This is a genomic window from Tautonia sociabilis (genome assembly GCF_003977685.1).
In the GTDB taxonomy this organism is placed as follows: domain Bacteria; phylum Planctomycetota; class Planctomycetia; order Isosphaerales; family Isosphaeraceae; genus Tautonia; species Tautonia sociabilis.
Map to the genome: position 1 here is coordinate 1 of NZ_RYZH01000026.1, position 18,780 is coordinate 18,780.

Below are 18,780 nucleotides of genomic sequence, written 5' to 3' on the forward strand. Positions count from 1 at the left end.
GATGGTGAAGCCGGTCTCGGATCGGGCGACGATGGTGGCGGCCATGGCGGTGGCTCCCGGAGTGTGAGGGGAGCCCCAGCATAGGCGGACGAACCGGCCCGATCTACATCATTCGTCGGTCACACCCCACCCGACGGGCATAATCCTCCTCGGGCCCCTCGGCGGCGAGGATGTCCCCGGCCAGTTGCTCGTGCAGGAAGCGATCGTACGGGACGTCATCATTGAAGGCGTCGATGACGTAGTCCCGATACAGGTAAGCCTCGGGGATCGGGTAGTCCGAGTTGTCCCCGGCCGTGTCGGCGTATCGGGCCAGGTCGAGCCAGTAGCGTCCCCAGCGCTCGCCGTACAGCGGCGAGGAGAGCAGCTCGTCGATCAGGCGCTCATATGCATCCGGGCTCGGGTCGGAGACGAACCGCTCGATCCGCTCCGGGGTCGGCGGCAGGCCGAGCAGGTCGAACGAGGCCCGTCGGATCAGGGTCCGCCGGTCGGCCCGTTCCACCGGGTGCAACCCGGCCTCGCGGTGCCCGACCGCGATGAGGCGGTCGATCGGCGAGCTGGCCCAGCCCGTCGGGTCGGCCGGCGCTTCCACATCCTGGAGCGGCCTGAAGGCCCAGTGCGTCTCCGCGTCGATCGGCCCGGCCGCCGTCGCCTCGGGCCAGGGCGCCCCGGCCTCGATCCAGGAAACCAGATCCGCGATCGCCTGGCCCGACAGCGGCTCGTCTCCGGGGGGCATCCGCAGCAGCGCTTCCTCCTGGCGGATCGCCTCCACCAGGATGCTCCCGTCCGGGTCCCCCGGCACGACCGCCGGGCCGGAGTCTCCTCCCCGGAGCATCGCCTCGAGCGAGTCGAGCCGAAGGCCGCCGCTCTGCTTGTCGGCCCCGTGGCACTTGACGCAGGTCCCGGCCAGGACCGGTCTCACCCTCGCCTCGAAGAACGCCTCGTCCACCGCCTCCCCGGTCCCGGCCGCCTCGGCGACCAGGATCGCCGCCGGGATCGCGACCGAGAAGATCGTCCGAAGGAGCATGGCACCCACCTCCGCCCTGCTGGCTGGACGCCCGCCACCCGTCCCGGGGCCGGCCTGTTCAACAAAGTTCCGGCCAGCATACCAGCATCCGATCGCTTCGGGAAAGCCAGTTCCGCCGGGGAAGTCGGCCGACGGGGCCCGGCGCCGCGCCCCCTGTTCCCGAAAGGTCGATCCCCTCTCCCCTCCCTCCGGCGACCGCGCGACGTCATGGGGACGACATCCCGCTGCTGCTCCAGCGAGGGGGCGGCCGGATCCGCTCCTCGAGCGTCGGCCCGTTGCTCGACCGTCTGGGGGATCGACCGGGCCGCGCCGGATCGTGATGCGGTCGGTGACACCGATCGCCAAGGCCGGCTCCGGAGTCTCGGCCCGATCGGGCCGCACTGCAAGGAGGACGCCGATGGGTCAGCGACCGTCGGCGGCCGGGGAGGGCCGGTCGAGGGCGGGGATCGGGAACAGCGGAGAGGGGACCCTGGCCTCGGCCATGAGGGCCTCGATGCGGGCGACCAGCTCGGGATGCTCGCCCGCCACGTCATGCAGCTCGCCGGGATCGGCGGCGAGGTTGTACACCTGCAACGTCGTGTCCCCCCGGCGGATCAGGTCGGTGCGAACCCCCTTCCAGTTCCCCAGGCGGAGGGCCTGCTGCCCGCCGTAGCCGGGGAACTCCCAGTAGAGGAACTCGTGCCGCTGCTGCCCGCCGGGACGGCCGAGCAGGGTGGGGGCGAGGCTCAGGCCGTCCACGTCGTCGGGCACCTGATCCGACGCGCCGACCAGGTCCAGCAGCGTCGGCAGCACGTCGGGGAAGTAGCCGGGCTCGTCGCTGGCCGAGCCGGCCGGAATGCGGCCCGGCCACCGGGCGATCGTCGGCACCCGGATTCCGCCCTCGAAGACCGAGCCCTTCAACCCCCGGAACGGGCCGGCGGAGTGAAAGAAGGCACTGTCCGCCCCGCCGACCCGACCGTGCGTCGGCCCGTTGTCGGAGCTGAACAGCACGATCGTCTCGTCGGAGAGCCCCAGGCGATCGACCTCGTCGAGGATGCGGCCGATCTCGTGGTCGAGGTAGCTGACCATCGCCGCGTAGGCCGCGTGCGGCGTTTCATGCGAAGTATACCCGCGCGGGTCGTCGTTGATCCAGGGCGGGTCGTCTCCCAGCGTGCCCCGGTAGCGGGCGACCCACTCCTCGGGAGCCTGGTTCGAGACGTGGGGGATCGTGAAGGGCAGGTAGAGGAAGAACGGGCCGTCCCGGTGGTCTCGGACGAACCGGAGGGCCTCCTCGGTGAACTTCGACTGCGAGTGGATGGCCCCGGTCTGGCCTCGGTCGTTGCCGGGCAGGGGGACCTGCTCGCCGTTCCTCCAGAGGAAGCGCGGGTAGTGGTTGTGCGCGTGGACCTGGCAAAGATAGCCAAAGAACAGGTCGAAGCCCTGGCGGTTCGGGTCGCCGCTGGAGCCCTCGAACCCGAGGCCCCACTTGCCGATCGCCCCGGTGGCGTAGCCGAGCCCGCGGAACAGCTCGGCGATCGTGACCTCGGCGTCGGGGATCGGGTTCTGGCCGGGGAAGATGCCGCGGTCGTGGTCCAGCTCGCGCCCCGGCGGGTTGCCGTTGCTTCGGATGAAGGCGTGGCCGGTGTGCTTGCCGGTCATCAGCGTGCATCGGGAGGAGGCGCAGACCGGGCTGCCGCTGTAGAACGAGGTCAGGCGCATCCCCTCCTGGGCCAGGCGGTCGAGCACCGGGGTCCGGATGAGCTTCTGCCCGAAGCAGCCGAGTTCGGCATAGCCCAGGTCGTCGGCCACGATGAGCACCACGTTCGGCGGCCGGTCCTCCGCGTCGGCCGGGGCGATCGCGATGGCCGCCAGCGCCGAGGCGAGGATCGGGGCTGTCCGGGCTGGTCGCACTCGTCTCATGTCGCTTCCTTTCCTCGGTGGCAGAGGGCCGCGATCGGATCGGGAAGGAGGCTCCGCCTCCCGAGGGGCCATCCTCCCGGACTCCCCCCCGGGGATCAAGCGGCCAGGGGGCCGAGGCGGAGCAGGCCGGCCCGACTTCCCCGGCCCTCGGCCGGAGCTCGACGCTGGCCCCTCGAGGGCGGCCGGAGTACCATCGGGCCTCGGCGAGCTCTCCCGCCGGAGATCCCCGACGCGACGAGAGGATCCGCCTCATGGACCCCTGGGACCTGATGACGATCCCCCGAGACCTCCTGGGAGCCGGAACCCGGGTCCGGGTCCGGGTCGCCGGCGACCCCGAGGCGCTGATGGCCGACCTGGCCCGGTCCCTGGCCGGCGTCGTCGCCGATCGGACGAGGGCCGGCCGGCCGAGCTGCCTGATCGTCCCCGTCGGCCCGGTCGGGCAATACGCCCACCTGGCCCGGATGGCCCGGGAGGAGGGGCTCGACCTCTCGGGAACGACGATCATCCAGATGGACGAATACCTCGACCCTTCGGGAAGGCTCATCGACCCGTCGCACCCGATGAGCTTCCGGGGCTTCCTCAACCGCGAGTTCTACGCCCAGCTTCCCCCCGACCGCGCCCCCAGGCCCGAGGCCCTCGTCTGCCCCGACCCGGCCGACCCGGGCCAGGTCGGAGCCCGCATCCGAGCGATCGGCGGCGTCGACGCCTGCTTCGGCGGCATCGGCCTCAACGGTCACGTCGCCTTCAACGAGCCGGAGCCCGACGCGATGCCCGACGAGTTCGCCACCCGGGGCACCCGGGTCGTCGACGTCGCCCCGGAATCCCGAGCACACATGGCCGTGAACCTGAGCTGCGCCCTCGACGTGATCCCGAGGCGGGCGGTGACGATCGGCATGGCCGAGATCCTCGGCAGCCGGCTCGTCCGGCTCTACGCCAACCGCCCCTGGCAGCGGGGGGTGGTCCGCCTGGCCGTGCACGGGCCGATCTCGGCGGCGTGCCCGGCCTCGCTGCTGGGCCTGCACCCGGACGCCGAGGTCGTCGTTTCGGACCACGTCGCCGAGCCCGTCGAGGTTGGGCTGCGATGAGCGCCGGTCCCCCCCAGGTCGGGCTGCCGGGCCGGGTGCTGGCGATCGCGGCGCACCCGGACGACATCGAGCTGCTCTGCGCCGGCACGCTCGCCCGATTCCTCGAGCTCGGCTCGTCCGTCCACCTCGCCGTCGTGAGCAAGGGGGACCGCGGCGGGCCGTCCGGCCCGGATCCCTCCCTGGCCGACCGCCGCCGGGCCGAGGCCGAGGCCGCCGCCGCGCTGCTCGGCGCCCCGATCGACTTCCTCGGCTTCGGAGACTCCGAGGTCTTCGACACCCCCGAGGCCCGTTCCCGGTTCGTCTCGGTGATTCGGAAGGCCCGGCCCGAGCTGATCCTCACCCACGCTCCAGAGGACTACCACATCGACCACGTCCGCGTCGGAGAGCTGGCGACAATGGCCTCCTGGTTCGCCGCCTCGGGCGGGCACATGGGCGAGCACCCCCCGCTGGCGAGGCCCCCGGCGGTCGTCTACATGGACACGATCGCCGCGTCGAACTTCGAGCCGTCCCATTATGTTGATATCTCCGAACAAATCGACCTGAAGCGTCGCATGCTCGCCTGCCACGCCAGCCAGACCGGGAGGGACGACGGCGGCATCCACGCCCTGCAGGAGCTGGCCGAGACCCAGGCCCGCCTCCGAGGCTTCCAGGCCGGCGTCCGCTTCGCCGAGGCCTTCCGGCCGGCGCCGCTCTGGGGACGCCGCCGCGCCGGCCCGCTCCTCCCCTGAGCGACCACCGACCGAGGACCGAGGACCGACCGCCGTTCCCCCCCATCGGAAGCGATCATGGCTGGAACCCCCGATCCCCCGGATCGCCCCCGAGTCGGCCCCGGCGCCGCCCCCTGGCTGGTCTTCGCGATCGCCTCGGCCGGCTGGGTGTTCGACGTGTACGAGGGGCAGCTCTTCGCCGTCTTCAAGGGGCCGATGCTCCGGGAGCTGCTCGGCGGCTCGCCGGGGGCGGAGCTGACCGAATCGCTTCGGGGGCGGATCGACTGGCACAGCAACGTCGCCCTGGCGCTGTTCCTCGTCGGCGGAGCGGCCGGAGGACTGGGCTTCGGCATGCTGGCCGACCGCATCGGCCGGGTCCGGACGATGGGGGTGACGATCCTCGTCTACTCGGTCTTCTCGGCCCTGACGTGCTTCGTCCGGGAGTCCTGGCAGATGCACGCGCTGCGGTTCCTGGTGGCGATCGGCGTGGGGGGGGAGTGGGCGATCGCCGCGGCCCTGGTGGCCGAGTCGGTGCCGACCCGGTGGCGGGCCTGGGCGGGGGGGGCGTTCCACGCCTCCAGCGTGATTGGCCTGGTCCTGGCGTCGGCGACCGGCTGGCTCTTCGCCGGGCCGGACCAGTGGCGCTGGGCCTTCCTCATCGGCCTGGCGCCGGCCCTGCTGGTGCTCTGGATTCGCCTCTCCCTGCGCGAGCCCGACCGCTGGCAACGCTCCTCGGCCGGCCCCGACGACGGCCCCGAGACGACCCCGGCGGCCGGCTCCCTCCGAGAGCTGCTCGGCGACCCCCGATGGCGGCCCCGGGCGCTGATCGGCCTGGGCCTGGCGGCGGTCGGCCTGGGTACGTACTGGGGGGTGTTCGCCTTCGCTCCGGAGCTGGTCAAGGAGGTGCTCCCCGACACCCTGACCGACGCCGAGAAGCAGGCCCGGGCCAGCCAGGTCTACTCGCTCATCACCCTGACCGGCAGCGCCGCCGGCCTGCTGGCCTTCGCGCCGCTGGCCTCGACTCTCGGCCGACGGGCGACCTTCCTGATCTATCACGCCGGGGCGCTGGTGCTGGTGCCCGCGGCCTTTTTGGCGGCCTCGAGCCTGGCCTCAACCGTCCTGCTGCTGGCCCTGATGGCCGCCTTCGTGGTCGGGATGCACGCCGGGTACGCCATCTACTTCCCCGAGCTGTTCCCGACCCGCCTCCGGGCCACGGGGACGAGCTTCTGCTTCAACGTCGGCCGAGTCCTCGGGGCGGTGATGCTCCTGGTGCGCGGCTGGCTCGGGGCGACGATCGGCGTCCGCCCGGCGGTGGCGGTCGTCAGCCTCGTCTTCCTCGTCGGCATCGGCCTGCTGGCCTTCGCGCCGGAGACAAAGGGGACCGAGCTGCCCGACTGAGCCGTTCGCCCGGCCGACGGCGGCCTCGCCCGGCGAATCGGGCGGGCCGCTCGACGACCGGGGGGCGATCAGCGCCCCTGGTTGGCCTGGCGGGCCAGCTGGCGGCAGTGCTCGGCGCACTGGCGGCACGCCGAGACGCAGTCCCGCATGACCTGCCCCTCGATCCCCTCGCAGGCTCGGGCGCATTCCTGGCAGGCCTGGGCATTGGCCTCGTGCGCCAGGTGGGCCAGCGGGCTGCCGCAGGCCGACTCGGCATAGGAGAGCAGGCAGAACTTCTCACACGAGGCGGCGTACGCCAGGGCCCGGGCGTGCTTCTCGGCGTCGCCGCTCTGCTGCCTAAGCTGCTCGAGGCAGTGCGACGCGGCCCGGGCGCAGGCCTCGGCGCACTCGGCCATGATCCGATCGGCCCCCTCGTGCCCCTGGGAGGCCGGGGAGGCGGCCCGGGAGGTCCCGGCGATGGCGAAGGCGGCGGTCCCCATCCCGATGGTCCCCAGCATCTGTCGGCGCTGCATGGTTTCTTCTCCCTCTGGTGCGTTGATTCGTCGATGCGATCTCGACGAGGTCGGACGTCCGGGAGCCTCTCCCGAGGCTCCCGCCCCGCCCCCTTCCTCCAGGGGCGGACGTCCGCCCGAGGTTGCAAGTCCGATTCCGGGACCTCGCCGGGAGCCCCGGTCGGCCCCGACGATCGCGCCGAACCGCCTGGCCGAAGTGCCGATCAGGACGATCCTTGCGGGCCCCGGGCGGTCGGGAGCCGGGCGCCGCGGGGCCGGACAACCCGCGATCGGGCCCCGGCCGACCGCTGGTCGGTCGTCGGTCGGGGTGGTCAGTGACCGAGCGCGGTCGTCCGCATTGGCCTGCTCGGGCGGCCTCCCCGGGGCCGGGCCGTCGGCCTTCCCGTCGTCCGAGGCCGGCGTCGGCAACCGGGAGCGGAACGCCTCCCGGTTGAGCGGCCCTCGAGTCCCCCCGAGGATCGGAACCATCGTCGACGTCGACCCGGGACCCGGGCCGGGAGGCTCGGCCCCTCAGGCCGAGGCGGAAGGGAAGACACGATTGGCCAGGCGGCCGACGCCATCGGGGCGGGACCGACCTGGTCGCGAGGTCCCCGGCCGGGAAAGGGGGGCGGATCCGAGGGCTTCGGGTCAATCGCGGGGCCATCCGGAAGGCAAGGGCAGGGGGGGCGTCGCCCCACCGGAGGACGGGCGAAACGCCTGGACCGTGCCCCGGGTCAGTCGGCCGAGGTCGAGCACCATGCGCCGGACCACGCGCCCCTCGGCCTCGGGCTGGCCGTCCATGTGGAAGTTTTGATGGAGGAACTCGACCAGCACCGAGCCGCCCCGGGCCTCGGCCCGGGAGACGATGGCGACATGCTCGTCGAACTGGAGCCTCCAGCGCCGGTTGCGGCCTCCCGAGCGGGACCGGCCGCGAAACTCGGCCTGTTCAAAGCGGAGGATGTCTCCCGGCCGGAGGGAGGCCAGCTCCTGGACCGGCTCTCCCCAGATGCCGACGGGGGCCGGGTGCACCCCGGCGGAGCGGAACGCCTCGGCGACGAGGTCGGTGCACTCCCCGCCGCCGACCTCCCGGCCGATCGCCTGCTCGGCGAACGCCACGATCTTCGAGGCTACCGGAGCACGCTCCAGGCAGAGGAGCCCGACGAGGATGATCGAGGCGGCCACAGGCATGATCGCATCACTCCAGTCAGGAATCCGAGCGCGGAACCCGCTTCGGGCTTGTCGGGGAAGCGGCGGGTGGTCCCTCCGTTTCCCTTCCGCTCCCCATGATCGTCGAAGGCCGGGGCCCCGGCGAGTCGTCCCGGGCCGACCGCGCCCCCGGGCCTGGTCCGAGGGCTCCCTCCAATCCAAGGCCGAGGAGCGATCCGCCCTGGGCGGCCCAGGACGCGGCTGCGATCACGATTGGTGCGCTGCGGTGCGCTGTCGAGGATCGGGCGAACTGGCTTGCTCTGTCAAGGGTTGCGTCAAACCGATTGGGTTCGCTCCGTCGAAAGCGCGCGCTCCTTCGCGTCCGGTCGCCGGCGGTGGAAACCGACCGGATCGGCTCCGAGCCGCCAGGGCCTCCGCTCTCGGTCCAGATCGGGCCGGAACGCCGGGACGCCCGAACGAATGTCTTTTTTCCCCAATAGGTTGCGCGGAGAATCGGGTTCGTTCCGTCGGAAGCGCACCGGCCCGATGCCAGGAGGGATCCCGGGGTGCTCCGATCGCTGAAGCTGAAGCGGCGCGGTTCGGGGAGGACGGGGTCGAGACGACGCCGGCCTTGCCGGTTGTTCGAGGATCGGCGATCGGAGAACCCCGGGATCAGGTTCGGAGGATCTGAGCCATCGGGATGCCAAGGAGCGGGGGAAGGCGCCCGGTCAGGAGGAGGACGCGGGGGGAACGGTCGGAGGTCGGGAGGGGGGAGCCCTCGACGAAATGATCGTCGGACGAGGGGGCGGCACTCATCCCGGGGGCTCGGAGGACGGGCGAGGAAGAGCGGGGCGAACCGGGTCCGGCCCGGCCGGGCGGGCCGAGCCGGGCGGGAGGCGGGAGGGGCCGGGCGGGAGGGGCCGGGCAGGGCGGGGCGAGACGGGGCCGGGGGCGATCAGAGGCCGATGAAGGGGACGGGCAGGAGGAAGGCGTGCTGCTCGTAGAGGCTCCAGGCGCCTCGCCAGGCGGCGAACTGGGAGAGGAAGACGAAGAGGACGTAGAGGGCGGCGATCGGCAGCATCCAGAGGCGGCCGGAGGCGCGGAAGACCCAGTGGCGGGGGCGGTCGCGGCGGGAGGAGCGGTGGTAGGCCCAGCCGGCGGCCAGCCGGGCGGGGAACGTGAAGGTGAGGAAGACGAGGCTGGGCAGCCAGACGGCCTCTCGGGGGATCATCTCGATCTTCAGGAGGTAGAGCGGCACGGCGAGGGTGGCGGTGAGGGTCAGCGCCAGGGCGAAGGCCCAGGGGGCGCGCCGGAAGCGGTCTCGGACGGGGCGAAGTTCCCGGAAGGCTCGGAGCCGGCCCTCGACGGCGAAGTGCATCTGGAGGAACGGCAGGACCATCGCCACCCCGCCCAGCAGCAGGGCGCCGATCAGGCCCAGCAACGGCGCCGACCGGCCGGCGGCGAGCAGCGTCGCCGGCAGGACGAGCCAGGCCAACGTCCCGAGGAAGCCGAGCAGCCCGAGGCGGGCGTAGTACGGCAGCCGGAGCCGGGAGGCGAAGGCGAGGCAGTCGTCTCGGCACCGGCGGTAGACTCGGCCGAGGTCCCGGTTGCGGCGCAGCCAGCCGATCGCGCCGAAGGGCCAGAGGAAGTGCCGGAGCCGGCCCCCCCGGGCCAGGGCGATCGTCAGGTGAGCGGCCGTGAGGGCGAGGACGACGAAGGAGGCGACCCGCCATCGAGCGGCGATCGGGCCGCCGGGGTCGATCACGGCGGCGGACCGGGCCATCGAGGCGAAGAGCTGGATCGGCAAGGTCCACAGCAGGATGCCGATCGCCATGCCCCCGAGCCGGGCCGAGAGCCGGACGCCGACCAGGCCGTCCCGGAGCCGACCGCTCCGGGCGACCCGGCCGCCCGCCTCCAGCAGGTAGCCGAGGCAGAGAAGCTGCGCGACCGGGATCGCCGCCAGGACGGCCAGCCCGACGACCAGGGCCAGGGCGCCAAAAACCCACTCCGCCGCCGAGGCCATCGCCCGGCCGCTCGTCGCCAGCCCCCGGGCGATCCGTCGCAAGGCGGGGGGCGGGGGCTCGGCCGAGACGAGGGACGAGGACGGGGCCAAGTCGGTGAGGAGCGGGTCGGGGGTCGCGGTCGCCATGAGAGTCCCCGAGCGGTCGAGCGGGTGCGATCGAGCCGGAACCGCCTCGGATACCGTTGGGCAGCATCTCCGGTTTCGAGAACGTGCGGACGGGAGGCGGGGATCGACTCGACCCCAGTGCCGGCCGGCATCCGATGCGGGGGAGCCCTCTCCCCGGCCTCCCCAGCCGGGATCAGCCGGCCTCGAGGCCCGGGGGTGCGCGTTCCGAGGACCGTGACGCTGACCGATCAGAGAGGGACGGCAAGGACAGGGTGATCAAGCACAGAAGAACAAAAAACAGAGAACTCGGAACAGGTGGACCAAGCGATCCGATGGGTCGCCGACTCCAGAGCACAAAAGAACAAAGAACAGAGAACTCGGAACAGGTGGACCAAGCGATCCGATGGGTCGCCGACTCCAGAGCACAAAAGAACAAAGAACAGAGAACTCGGAACAGAGAACTCGGAGGGCGGCTCGGGCGAACGACTCGGTTGCACGGCCGAGACGGTCCACGCCATCCACCAGGGCAAGGCCCAGCGATGGGCCACTCCCTCCAGGCCCGATCTCCCCGAGATCGGGAAGGGGGAGAGGGAGAGGGAGGAGAGCGATCGAGCAGCCCGACCGTCGCCCGCCCTCGAGTTCAACGGGCCGGCCGGGGACCGGGAGCCCGACGGGGCAAACCCATCACGACGCGATGATTTCGTGGACCACCCGGCCGGCGACGTCGGTCAGGCGGAAGTCTCGGCCGGCGTGACGGTAGGTGAGGCGTTCGTGGTCGAGACCGAGGAGGTGGAGGAGGGTGGCGTGGAGGTCGTGGATGTGGACCTTGTCTTCGACGGCGTAGTAGCCGTAGTCGTCGGTGGCGCCGAAGGAGATCCCCGGTTTGACGCCGCCGCCGGCCAGCCACATGGTGAAGCCCTCGGGGTTGTGGTCGCGGCCGTCCTTGCCCTGGGCGGTGGGGGTGCGGCCGAACTCTCCTCCCCAGAGGACGAGGGTGTCCTCCAGCAGGCCCCGGGCCTTGAGGTCTCGGAGCAGGGCGGCGATGGGGCGGTCGACTTCCCGGGCGTTCTTCTCGTGCCCCTGCTTGAGGTTGCTGTGCTGGTCCCACTGGACGTTGGTGTCGCTGTGGGTGACCTGGACGAAGCGGACGCCGCGCTCGGAGAGCCGGCGGGCAAGCAGGCACTGGCGGCCGAAGTCGGCCGTGACGGGGTCGTCGAGGCCGTAGTCCCGGATCGTGGCGCGGGACTCTCCGGAGAGGTCCTGGGCCTCGGGCATCTCGGCCTGCATGCGGAAGGCCAGCTCGAACGAGGCGATGCGGCCCTCCAGGGCGGGATCGCCTCCGGTGAGGGCCTGGTGGTTTCGGTGGAGGTCGGCGAGGAGGTCGAGCTGCTCCCGCTGGAGGCGTCGGGGGAAGCGGGGGTTGTCGATGTAGCCGACGCGGGCCTGGTCGGAGGGGACGCTGGCGTTGCCCAGCGGGGTGCCCTGGCAGGAGGCGGGCAGGAAGGCCGACCCCCAGTTCCGCACGCCGCCGTGGGCGAGCGTGGGGCAGATGGTGACGAAGGCGGGAAGGTTCTGGTTCTCGGTCCCCAGCCCGTAGGCGATCCAGGCCCCCATGCTGGGGCGGACGAAGGTGTCGCTGCCGGTGTGCAGCTTCAGCAGGGCGCCGCCGTGGGCGGGGTTGGTGCCGTGCAGCGACTTGATGATGCAGAGGTCGTCGACGCACCGCGCCACGTTCGGGAACAGGGAGCTGACGGGCTGGCCGCTCTCGCCGTGGCGACGGAACCTCCAGGGGGAGGCGAGCAGGGCGCCGGTCTCGGCGAACTGGACGCGGGGCTTGGCGAAGGGGAGGGGCTTGCCGTCGTCTCGGCGGAGCAGGGGCTTCTCGTCGAAGGTGTCGAGGTGGGAGGGGCCCCCCTTCATGAACAGGAAGATGACGCGCTTGGCCTTCGGCTCGAAGTGAGGGGGCTTCGGGGAGGAGCCGTCTCGGGGGGATGAGGAGGAGGAGGAGGCGCGGGCGTCGTCGGCCAACATGGCGGCCAGGGCGACGAGGCCGAAGCCGGCGGCGGAGTCTCGGAGCATCCGGCGGCGGCTGGGGAGGAGGAGGTCGGGTCGGTCCATGTCGGGGCGCCCCGTCGGGATCAGCGGATCGAGACGAATTCGTCGGAGGCGAGGATCGCCTGGCAGAGTGCCTGCCAGACCAGCCGGGTCGGGTCCTCGCCCGGGTCGGACCCGGCCTCGGCCCCGAGGACCTCGGCGAAGCGGCCGAGCGCGGCGACGGCCCGATCGCACTCCAGGGGAGAGGGGGGCCGGCCGTAGGCCCGCTCGTAGAGGAGGAGGACGCGGCCGGGGTCGTCCAGCCCGTCTCGGGAGAGCAGGTCGTCGGCAAGGTGCTCGGCGGCCCGGAGCACAAGGTCGCCGTTGAGGAGGAAGAGGGCCTGGGGGGCGATGGTGGTGGTGTCTCGGTCGCCGTTGAGGACGCTGGCGTCGGTGGAGTCGAAGAGCTGGAAGACGTCGTACAGGTGGTTGCGGACGACCGGCAGGTAGAGGGAGCGGCGGTCGGAGTCGTAGGAGGTCTGGTCTTTGGAGGTGTGGTTGAAGAAGTAGTCGCGGTTCTTGACGGTGAGCAGCGAGCCGCCGACCTCGCGATCGAGCAGGCCGGCGACGGCGAGCAGGGCGTCCCGGATCGCCTCGGCCTCCAGGCGACGGACGTCAACGCGCCAGTGAAGGCGGTTGTCGGGGTCGACGGCGGCGGCGGGGTTGAAGACGCTGCTCATCTGATAGGTCTTCGAGCGCATGATGCGACGGTGCAGCGCCTTGATCGACCAGCCGTCCGCGACGAACCGGAGGGCGAGCCAGTCGAGCAACTCGGGGTGGGACGGCCGGGCGCCGAGGGCGCCGAAGTTGTCGGTCGTCTCGACCAGGCCTCGGCCGAAGTGCCAGCGCCAGACGCGGTTGACCATGACCCGGGCGGTGAGCGGGTGGCCGGGGTCGGCCATCCAGCGGGCGAGTTCGAGCCGGCCGCTGCGGGAGGGGTCGAACTCGGGGGAGCCCGGCCCGGCCAGCGCGGCCGGGACGCGGCGGGGGACGACCTCGCCGAGGGAGAGGTGGCTGCCCCGGATGTGGATGGGGATGTCGGCGACCGAGCCCTCGGCGACCCCCATCGCGGAGGGCAACTCGGGGGAGGAGTCCTGGAGGGCCTTCCGCTCGTCCCGGAGGCGGGCGAGCTCCGCCCGCTCGTCCTCGGTGTAGAGGGATTCGGGCTCCTCGGGGAGCGAGAACCCCTCTCCCCCCTCGGCGACGAGGCGGGCGTTGGCCCGCTCGACGACGGCGGCGATCTCGGCCTCCTTGGCGGCGACGGCCTGCTCGTGGGCCTCCTGGCGGCGGAGGTCGTCGGGGGAGGCGATCGCGTTCTCGTGCCATCGGGCGACGGTCTGGAACGAGTCCATCGTCCGGGTGCTCTTGAAGATGCCGGCCAGGCCGTAGTAGTCGGCGGAGGAGATGGGGTCGAACTTGTGGTCGTGGCAGCGGGCGCAGCCGATCGTCAGGCCGAGGAAGGCTCGGCCGACGGTGTCGAGCTGCTCGTCGACGATGTCCATCTCCATCTTCCGCTGGTCGGGCTCGGCCAGGACCTTCGGCCCGAGGACGAGGAAGCCGGTGGCGATGAGCCGGGCGTTGCGGTCGGCCAGCGGCTCGGACTCGGGGGCGGGCAGCAGGTCGCCGGCGAGCTGCTCGATGAGGAAGCGGTCATACGGCAGGTCGCGGTTGAAGGCGTCGACGACGTAGTCCCGGTAGCGCCAGGCGTTGCCGTGGGCGACGTTCTCGTCGCTGCCGTTGGAGTCGGCGTATCGGGCGACGTCCAGCCAGTGGCGTCCCCAGCGCTCGCCGTAGTGGGGAGAGGCGAGCAGGCGGTCGACGAGGCGGTCGAAGGCGTCGGGGGAGTCGTCGGCCAGGAAGGCGGCGACCTGCTCGGGAGTGGGGGGCAGGCCGAGCAGGTCGAAGGAGGCGCGCCGGATCAGGGTCCGCTTGTCGGCCGGAGGGGAGGGGGAGAGGCCGTTCTCCTCCAGGGCGGCGAGGATGAAGCGGTCGAGGTCGGTCCGGGGCCAGGAGGGATCGGAGACGGGGGGGAGATCGGGCTCGGTGGGGGGGTGGAAGGACCAGAGGTCGTCCCGGGACGGCTCTTCGGCGGGCGGCTCCCCGGCGGCGGGGGAGGGGGAGTCGTCCGGCTGGGAGGAGCGGGGATCGGGGGCTCCCATGACGACCCAGCGCTCGAGCAGCTCAATCTGGCGGTCGGGGAGCTTGCCGGAGGGGGGCATGCGGAGCAGCTCATCCGAGTAGCGGACGGCCTGGAGGAGCAGGCTGTTCTCCGGGTCGCCGGGCTCGATGGCCGGGCCGAGGTCTCCTCCCTGGAGCAGCCCCTCCCGGGAGTCGAGCGCCAGGCCTCCCCGGAGGCGGGGGGCGTCGGCGGAGTGGCAGGAATAGCAGTGCTCGACGAGCAGGGGGCGGATGTGCGTCTCGAAGAAGTCGAGGCCGTCTCGGTCGGAGGCCTGGCCGGATGCAAGGCCGGGGGCCCCGGCCAGGGCAAGCAGCCCGAGCAGCAGGGCCTTCCCGGGGAATCGGCCGCGATCTCGGCCCGAAGCCGGCGGCCCGATGGTCGTTCGAGCGCGTCCCATCGCCCTCCCCCCGACATCGATCGTCTCGGCCCGCTCGCCCCAACCTCGGGGCGGCCGCCCTCTCCAAGAATTGTTGGACAGCATCCCGACAATTGTAACCGAGAACAAGGCCTCGGATCTTCCCCTCGGCGTCCGGAATCGATCGGTTCTCCCCGTCCGGCGCCAGGGGAGGGCTGCTGAGGCCGACGAGGGGGCGGGCCTGGCTGGAGAACGGAGAACCAGAGAACCGAGGGCCAACGGCGGAGGACGAACGCGAAGGCACGAAGGAAGAGCGTCCCCTCGGCGTCGGGCCCGAGGACGCGAGGATTGGGCGGTTGGGGAAGACGAGAGAGGGGGGGGGAACCGGGAGAGGTCGCGGCGTGATGCCGCATCGAGAGGGATCGGACGCGAGATTCTCTGGCAGGGAACCGGGGGTGAGTGCGAAGATGACAGGGGAGACGGCCCCCGAGGATCGGCTGGGGGCGAGCCCAGGCGGTGGCTCCCGATCCGGACGGACGGACGAGGGCGGCCGTCCGGCGCTCCCCGCGCCGCCCGGCCCCGGGGAAGCGACCCGGAGAGGGTGGCGACCGGCGGGGCCGGATCGATTCGGATTCGGTTCGGATCGCAGAGACCCTCTTCCCCAGGTTGTTCCGTGAAGCCTGAGCCAGGCGATGACCCCCGGGAGCCCCGGCAGGGGCGCTCTCCGCTGGAGACGGACCCGACCCCGGCGTCGGGCGGCTCGGGGTCCGGCTCCGGCTCGCGCACCGGGCCGACGGGCACGGCCGAGTCGTTCGCCCTGCCGGGGACGATCGTCGAGAGAATGACGATCCTGGACGACCGCTTCCTCGTGCTCGACCTGCTGGGCAAGGGGGGGATGGGAACGGTCTGGCGGGTCCGCGACCAGGTGTTGATCCGCGAAAGCGCGCTGAAGCTCATCACCAGCCAGATCGCCTTCGACCCGGTCATCCGCGCCCGGTTCCGCCGAGAGGCCCGGGTGATGGCCCAGTTCCAGCACCCCAACGCGGTGACCGTCTACGACGCCCGGATCGGGGCCGACGCGGCGTTCATCCTGATGGAGTACATCCGAGGGAAGAGCCTCAACCACGTCCCCGGCGCCGGCTCTCCCAGGCCGGTGGGGTGGGTGGCCCGGCTGCTGGCCCAGCTGGGAGACGTGCTGCAAGAAGCTCGCGACCACCAGATCGTCCACCGCGACCTGAAGCCGTCGAACCTGATGATCGTCCCTGGCCGCCGGCCGGGGTCGTGGCCGGGGTGAAGGTCGTCGGGCCGATGCTCGTCGGCGGGGGGATCGTCCCCGAGCGGAGGACGGCCGAGCCTCCCCCTTCCTTTTCCCCTCCGGATCCGGAAGCGGCTCCAGAGCCCCCCGACGTGCCCGGCCCCGGAACCAGCCTGGCCGATCGCCGGAGGGTCGAGCGGCTGGAGGCGCTGGGGTTCCAGGTCGCCTCGGGGAGCGAGCCGACCGCCGACGGCTGGCCCTCGGCGGTGTACCAGACGACGGACGAGGGGTCCTCGATCGACTTCGAGCTGAGCGACGGCTACTACCTGCCGATCGGCGTGCGGGTCGATCCCGACGCCGGCCCGGCCGAGGACGGCTGGCCCCGCGTCCTGTTCCGGGAGGTCGACCACGGCGACGGCGACTCGCAGCGGGTGGAGTTCGTCCGCATCCCCGGCGGCTCCTGCGCGATGGGGGATTTCACCCCCAGCGGCGGCCGGCTCCGGGACAACGCGGCGCTGCCGGTGCATCGCGTGACCGTCTCGGGCTTCTACATGCAGCGGTTCGAGGTGACGATCGGAGAGATCGCCGCCTACTACCGGGGCCTTCGGGTCGCCGAGGCCGAGTGGCCGCACCACCCGTTCCGGGATTACGTCCGCCGCGTGCAGGACGCCTTCGGCCTGCACCAGGCGAGGCGCCACCCGGCCTCGTGCCTCGACCACATCGAGGCCACCCGGCTCGCCGCCGGGCTGGGGGGCCGCCTGCCGACGGAAGCCCAGTGGGAATACGCCGCCCGGTCTCGGGGGAAGAACCACGTCTTCGTCGGCGACGACCGGGAGCGGGCGCTGATCCTCGTCGAGGGGGCCGGCAGCCTGCCGGTGGCCACCGTGCCGGTGGAGGAGGGGGCCGAGGACCAGACCGAGCAGAGGGTGGCCGACCTGTCGGGCAACGTCAGCGAGTGGTGCCGAGACTACTACGAAGCCTACCCCGAGACTCCCTCGCCGGATCCCGACCCCTGGGTCCGCCCCGCCGGGAGGGCCGGCCTGCACGTCGTCCGAGGCGGCTCGCTGTTCGACGGCGAGGCCAACGCCCGGACCTTCGACCGCAGCGACCCGTTCGACCGCATCAACCTGGCCGAATACGTCGGATTCCGCATCGTGATCAAGCCCCCGGCCATCGGCCCGGCCCTGGGAGCGGACTAGAATCGGACGGCGGCCGGCCGGCACGGTCGCCGGCGGCGAGGTCCGCAGGGCCCTCCTCTCGGCCGAAGGCTGGCGGGTCGAGCCCCGGGACATCCACCGGCTGGACCTCGTCGGCCCCGATGGCGAGCGCCGACCGATCACCCTCGACCCGGTCACCGACCGCCGCTGGTGGGCCTACTCCTTCCTCCCCCCCGGCGAGGGGGGACCGGGCTCGCTGGCGATCGCCGTCGCCTGCGAGGCGGGCGTGGCGATCTTCAACGTCTCCTCCGGCCGGCGGACCCGGATGCTCGCCGGCCACGAGGGGGCGGTCTACGCCCTGGCCCCGTCTCCCGACCGCAGGTGGCTGGCCGACCGGCTCGGCGAGGCCGCCGGGCTCGGCTGCGCCACGATCGTCGTCCTCGACGTCGTCCACGAAGCCGGCTCCCCCTGGGAGAGCCGCCAGACCCGCTGGATCCGCGACCTGATGCGCCGAGGCGTCATCGTCCTCGTCGCCGACGAGCAGGACCGCCCCAGCCTCTCCGCCGGCGGGCATCGCGCCCTCGCCCAGGCAATCCTCGACAGCCCCCAGGGCGAGGTCGACCCGATCTCCCTCGGCCGGTTCGGCTCCCTGCTGATCGACGGGGTCGAGGCCCTGACCAGCCGCCGGCAACGCCCCCGCCTCTACGTCCCCTTCGAGAAGACCGCCTCCCAGAACAAGGCGTTGATCGATCCGGAACCCCCTCCCCGATAACCATGCTCCGGCCGGCCCCGGCCTCCTCGTCCCGCTCCGGGTCGAGGAGGCCGGAGTCCCCCGGAGCATGCACCGGGAGGACGGGCGAGCGGGCGGATCCCCGGCCCAGCTCGCGTCCCGGGAGGTCCTGGACCCCATCGCGGTCGCCGAGGGTCCGGCCCGAGCCGGGAAGCGTCACACCGAAGATCACGGGTCGCTGATGGGTTCCGAGCGATCCGTCACGGCGTTGGATTGATGAAGAGCACCTCGCCACGCTCGATCCATCCCTTGCGCAAATCGACCCGGAACCAGCCGTCGCTGTTCTTTGGATGGAAGCGGACCGAGGACCGCGGACCGAACTCGGCCAGGTCGTCTTCGACCCAGGTCCGGCCCAGGTCGGGAGAGAAGGTGATGCCCGTCTGAACCGTCGACGCCGGCGCGCAGTGCCCGGCCAGGATCACCCCATCCTGGATGATCATGTTCGCCAGTTCGAACCTGGCATCGAACAGCCGGGTGTGCGTCGACGGATCGGTCAGGTCTTCCGGGGAGCATCGGAAGATCCCGCGGTCATACTCCTCGTCGGAGCGCTTCGGCCCATTGGCATCGGCCGCCCAGTCGTGCTGCCCGGCGACGAACGTGATGCCGCCCGACTGGTATCGCGAATTGGCGTCGACCGAGATCAGCACGGACCATTCCCAACGATCGGCGTGGGGGTCGTAGACCCCTCGCAGCCAGTGGCATTCGTCGCCGTGCCCGCGATTGAAGTCTCCCGTCCATGCGTAGAACGCCCCCTCGTCCGGATTGTAAGTGACCCGGTGAATCTGGCGGCAGATGACGGGATTCTCCGGATCGCCGAGGAACGACCCGGCAGGGGTGTCCTCCTCCTGAACGTACGGATTCTGACCGAATGAATCCGCGATCTTGACCGTCTCTCCGCCGTCCGTAACGTCAGAGAGATTCACGGGGGCCGGCCCACCGATCACGTTGCAGCGCTCGCTGCCTGTTCCGCCGAGAAGCGACCGATCTTGGGTTCGTCCTCCCTGATTTCCGGACAGCCTTCCTCAAGGTCGCTCACGGTGATCAGCTGTCGCGCGGCCACTCGCGCCGGCAC

14 protein-coding genes are annotated in these 18,780 nt (G+C 72.0%); 6 read left to right on the forward strand and 8 right to left on the reverse strand.

Annotated elements, in window-relative coordinates:
* Positions 1 to 103 precede the first annotated feature (103 nt).
* The gene (locus TsocGM_RS13995; RefSeq protein WP_126726094.1) at positions 104 to 1,024 is read right to left on the reverse strand and encodes a DUF1549 domain-containing protein; all 921 of its coding nucleotides are present in this window, start codon (positions 1,022 to 1,024) and stop codon (positions 104 to 106) included.
* A gap of 402 nt (positions 1,025 to 1,426) precedes the next feature.
* On the reverse strand, positions 1,427 to 2,923 hold the full coding sequence (locus TsocGM_RS14000; RefSeq protein ID WP_126726095.1) for an arylsulfatase: 1,497 nt from the start codon (positions 2,921 to 2,923) through the stop codon (positions 1,427 to 1,429).
* A 251-nt stretch (positions 2,924 to 3,174) separates the two neighbouring features.
* Here TsocGM_RS14000 and TsocGM_RS26045 point away from each other — a divergent pair, with 251 nt between their 5' ends.
* Genes TsocGM_RS26045 through TsocGM_RS14010 form a run of 3 tightly spaced genes read left to right on the forward strand, consistent with a single transcriptional unit; the run spans position 3,175 to position 6,113 of the window.
* A complete protein-coding gene (locus tag TsocGM_RS26045) occupies positions 3,175 to 4,008 on the forward strand; it encodes a glucosamine-6-phosphate isomerase (protein WP_158633558.1) in 834 nt (277 codons plus the stop codon).
* The gene (locus tag TsocGM_RS26050; RefSeq protein WP_158633559.1) at positions 4,005 to 4,736 is read left to right on the forward strand and encodes a PIG-L deacetylase family protein; all 732 of its coding nucleotides are present in this window, start codon (positions 4,005 to 4,007) and stop codon (positions 4,734 to 4,736) included. Before TsocGM_RS26045 ends, TsocGM_RS26050 begins: the two co-directional genes overlap by 4 nt.
* A gap of 57 nt (positions 4,737 to 4,793) precedes the next feature.
* Positions 4,794 to 6,113: an MFS transporter gene (locus TsocGM_RS14010; protein WP_126726096.1), complete on the forward strand. Its 1,320-nt coding sequence runs from the start codon at positions 4,794 to 4,796 to the stop codon at positions 6,111 to 6,113.
* 68 nt (positions 6,114 to 6,181) lie between these two features.
* Here TsocGM_RS14010 and TsocGM_RS14015 read toward each other — a convergent pair whose 3' ends face one another.
* From TsocGM_RS14015 to TsocGM_RS14035, 5 genes are all read right to left on the reverse strand, one after another.
* Positions 6,182 to 6,625 (reverse strand): hypothetical protein, encoded by a 444-nt coding sequence (locus tag TsocGM_RS14015; protein WP_126726097.1) that lies wholly within the window; start codon positions 6,623 to 6,625, stop codon positions 6,182 to 6,184.
* A 627-nt stretch (positions 6,626 to 7,252) separates the two neighbouring features.
* Complete coding sequence (locus TsocGM_RS14020) at positions 7,253 to 7,792, reverse strand: hypothetical protein (protein WP_126726098.1); 540 nt, start codon at positions 7,790 to 7,792, stop codon at positions 7,253 to 7,255.
* A 913-nt stretch (positions 7,793 to 8,705) separates the two neighbouring features.
* Positions 8,706 to 9,899: a hypothetical protein gene (locus TsocGM_RS14025; protein WP_126726099.1), complete on the reverse strand. Its 1,194-nt coding sequence runs from the start codon at positions 9,897 to 9,899 to the stop codon at positions 8,706 to 8,708.
* A gap of 663 nt (positions 9,900 to 10,562) precedes the next feature.
* Positions 10,563 to 11,996, reverse strand: a complete 1,434-nt coding sequence (locus tag TsocGM_RS14030; protein ID WP_126726100.1) for a DUF1501 domain-containing protein — start codon at positions 11,994 to 11,996, stop codon at positions 10,563 to 10,565.
* Positions 11,997 to 12,016: 20 nt separating this feature from the next.
* Entirely contained in the window at positions 12,017 to 14,548 is a 2,532-nt protein-coding gene (locus TsocGM_RS14035) for a PSD1 and planctomycete cytochrome C domain-containing protein (RefSeq protein WP_126726101.1), read from the reverse strand.
* A gap of 799 nt (positions 14,549 to 15,347) precedes the next feature.
* Here TsocGM_RS14035 and TsocGM_RS26055 point away from each other — a divergent pair.
* The 3 genes from TsocGM_RS26055 to TsocGM_RS14050 all read left to right on the forward strand — a co-directional run bounded on the left by TsocGM_RS26055 (position 15,348) and on the right by TsocGM_RS14050 (position 17,690).
* On the forward strand, positions 15,348 to 15,800 hold the full coding sequence (locus TsocGM_RS26055; RefSeq protein WP_158633560.1) for a serine/threonine-protein kinase: 453 nt from the start codon (positions 15,348 to 15,350) through the stop codon (positions 15,798 to 15,800).
* Between the two features lie 113 nt (positions 15,801 to 15,913).
* On the forward strand, positions 15,914 to 16,960 hold the full coding sequence (locus TsocGM_RS14045; RefSeq protein WP_158633561.1) for a formylglycine-generating enzyme family protein: 1,047 nt from the start codon (positions 15,914 to 15,916) through the stop codon (positions 16,958 to 16,960).
* 244 nt (positions 16,961 to 17,204) lie between these two features.
* Positions 17,205 to 17,690, forward strand: coding sequence for a hypothetical protein (locus TsocGM_RS14050; protein ID WP_126726104.1), 486 nt, complete (start codon positions 17,205 to 17,207; stop codon positions 17,688 to 17,690).
* Between the two features lie 218 nt (positions 17,691 to 17,908).
* On the opposite strand, the gene TsocGM_RS14055 is transcribed toward TsocGM_RS14050, so the two are convergent.
* The gene (locus TsocGM_RS14055; RefSeq protein ID WP_126726105.1) at positions 17,909 to 18,631 is read right to left on the reverse strand and encodes a hypothetical protein; all 723 of its coding nucleotides are present in this window, start codon (positions 18,629 to 18,631) and stop codon (positions 17,909 to 17,911) included.
* Positions 18,632 to 18,780: the final 149 nt, after the last annotated feature.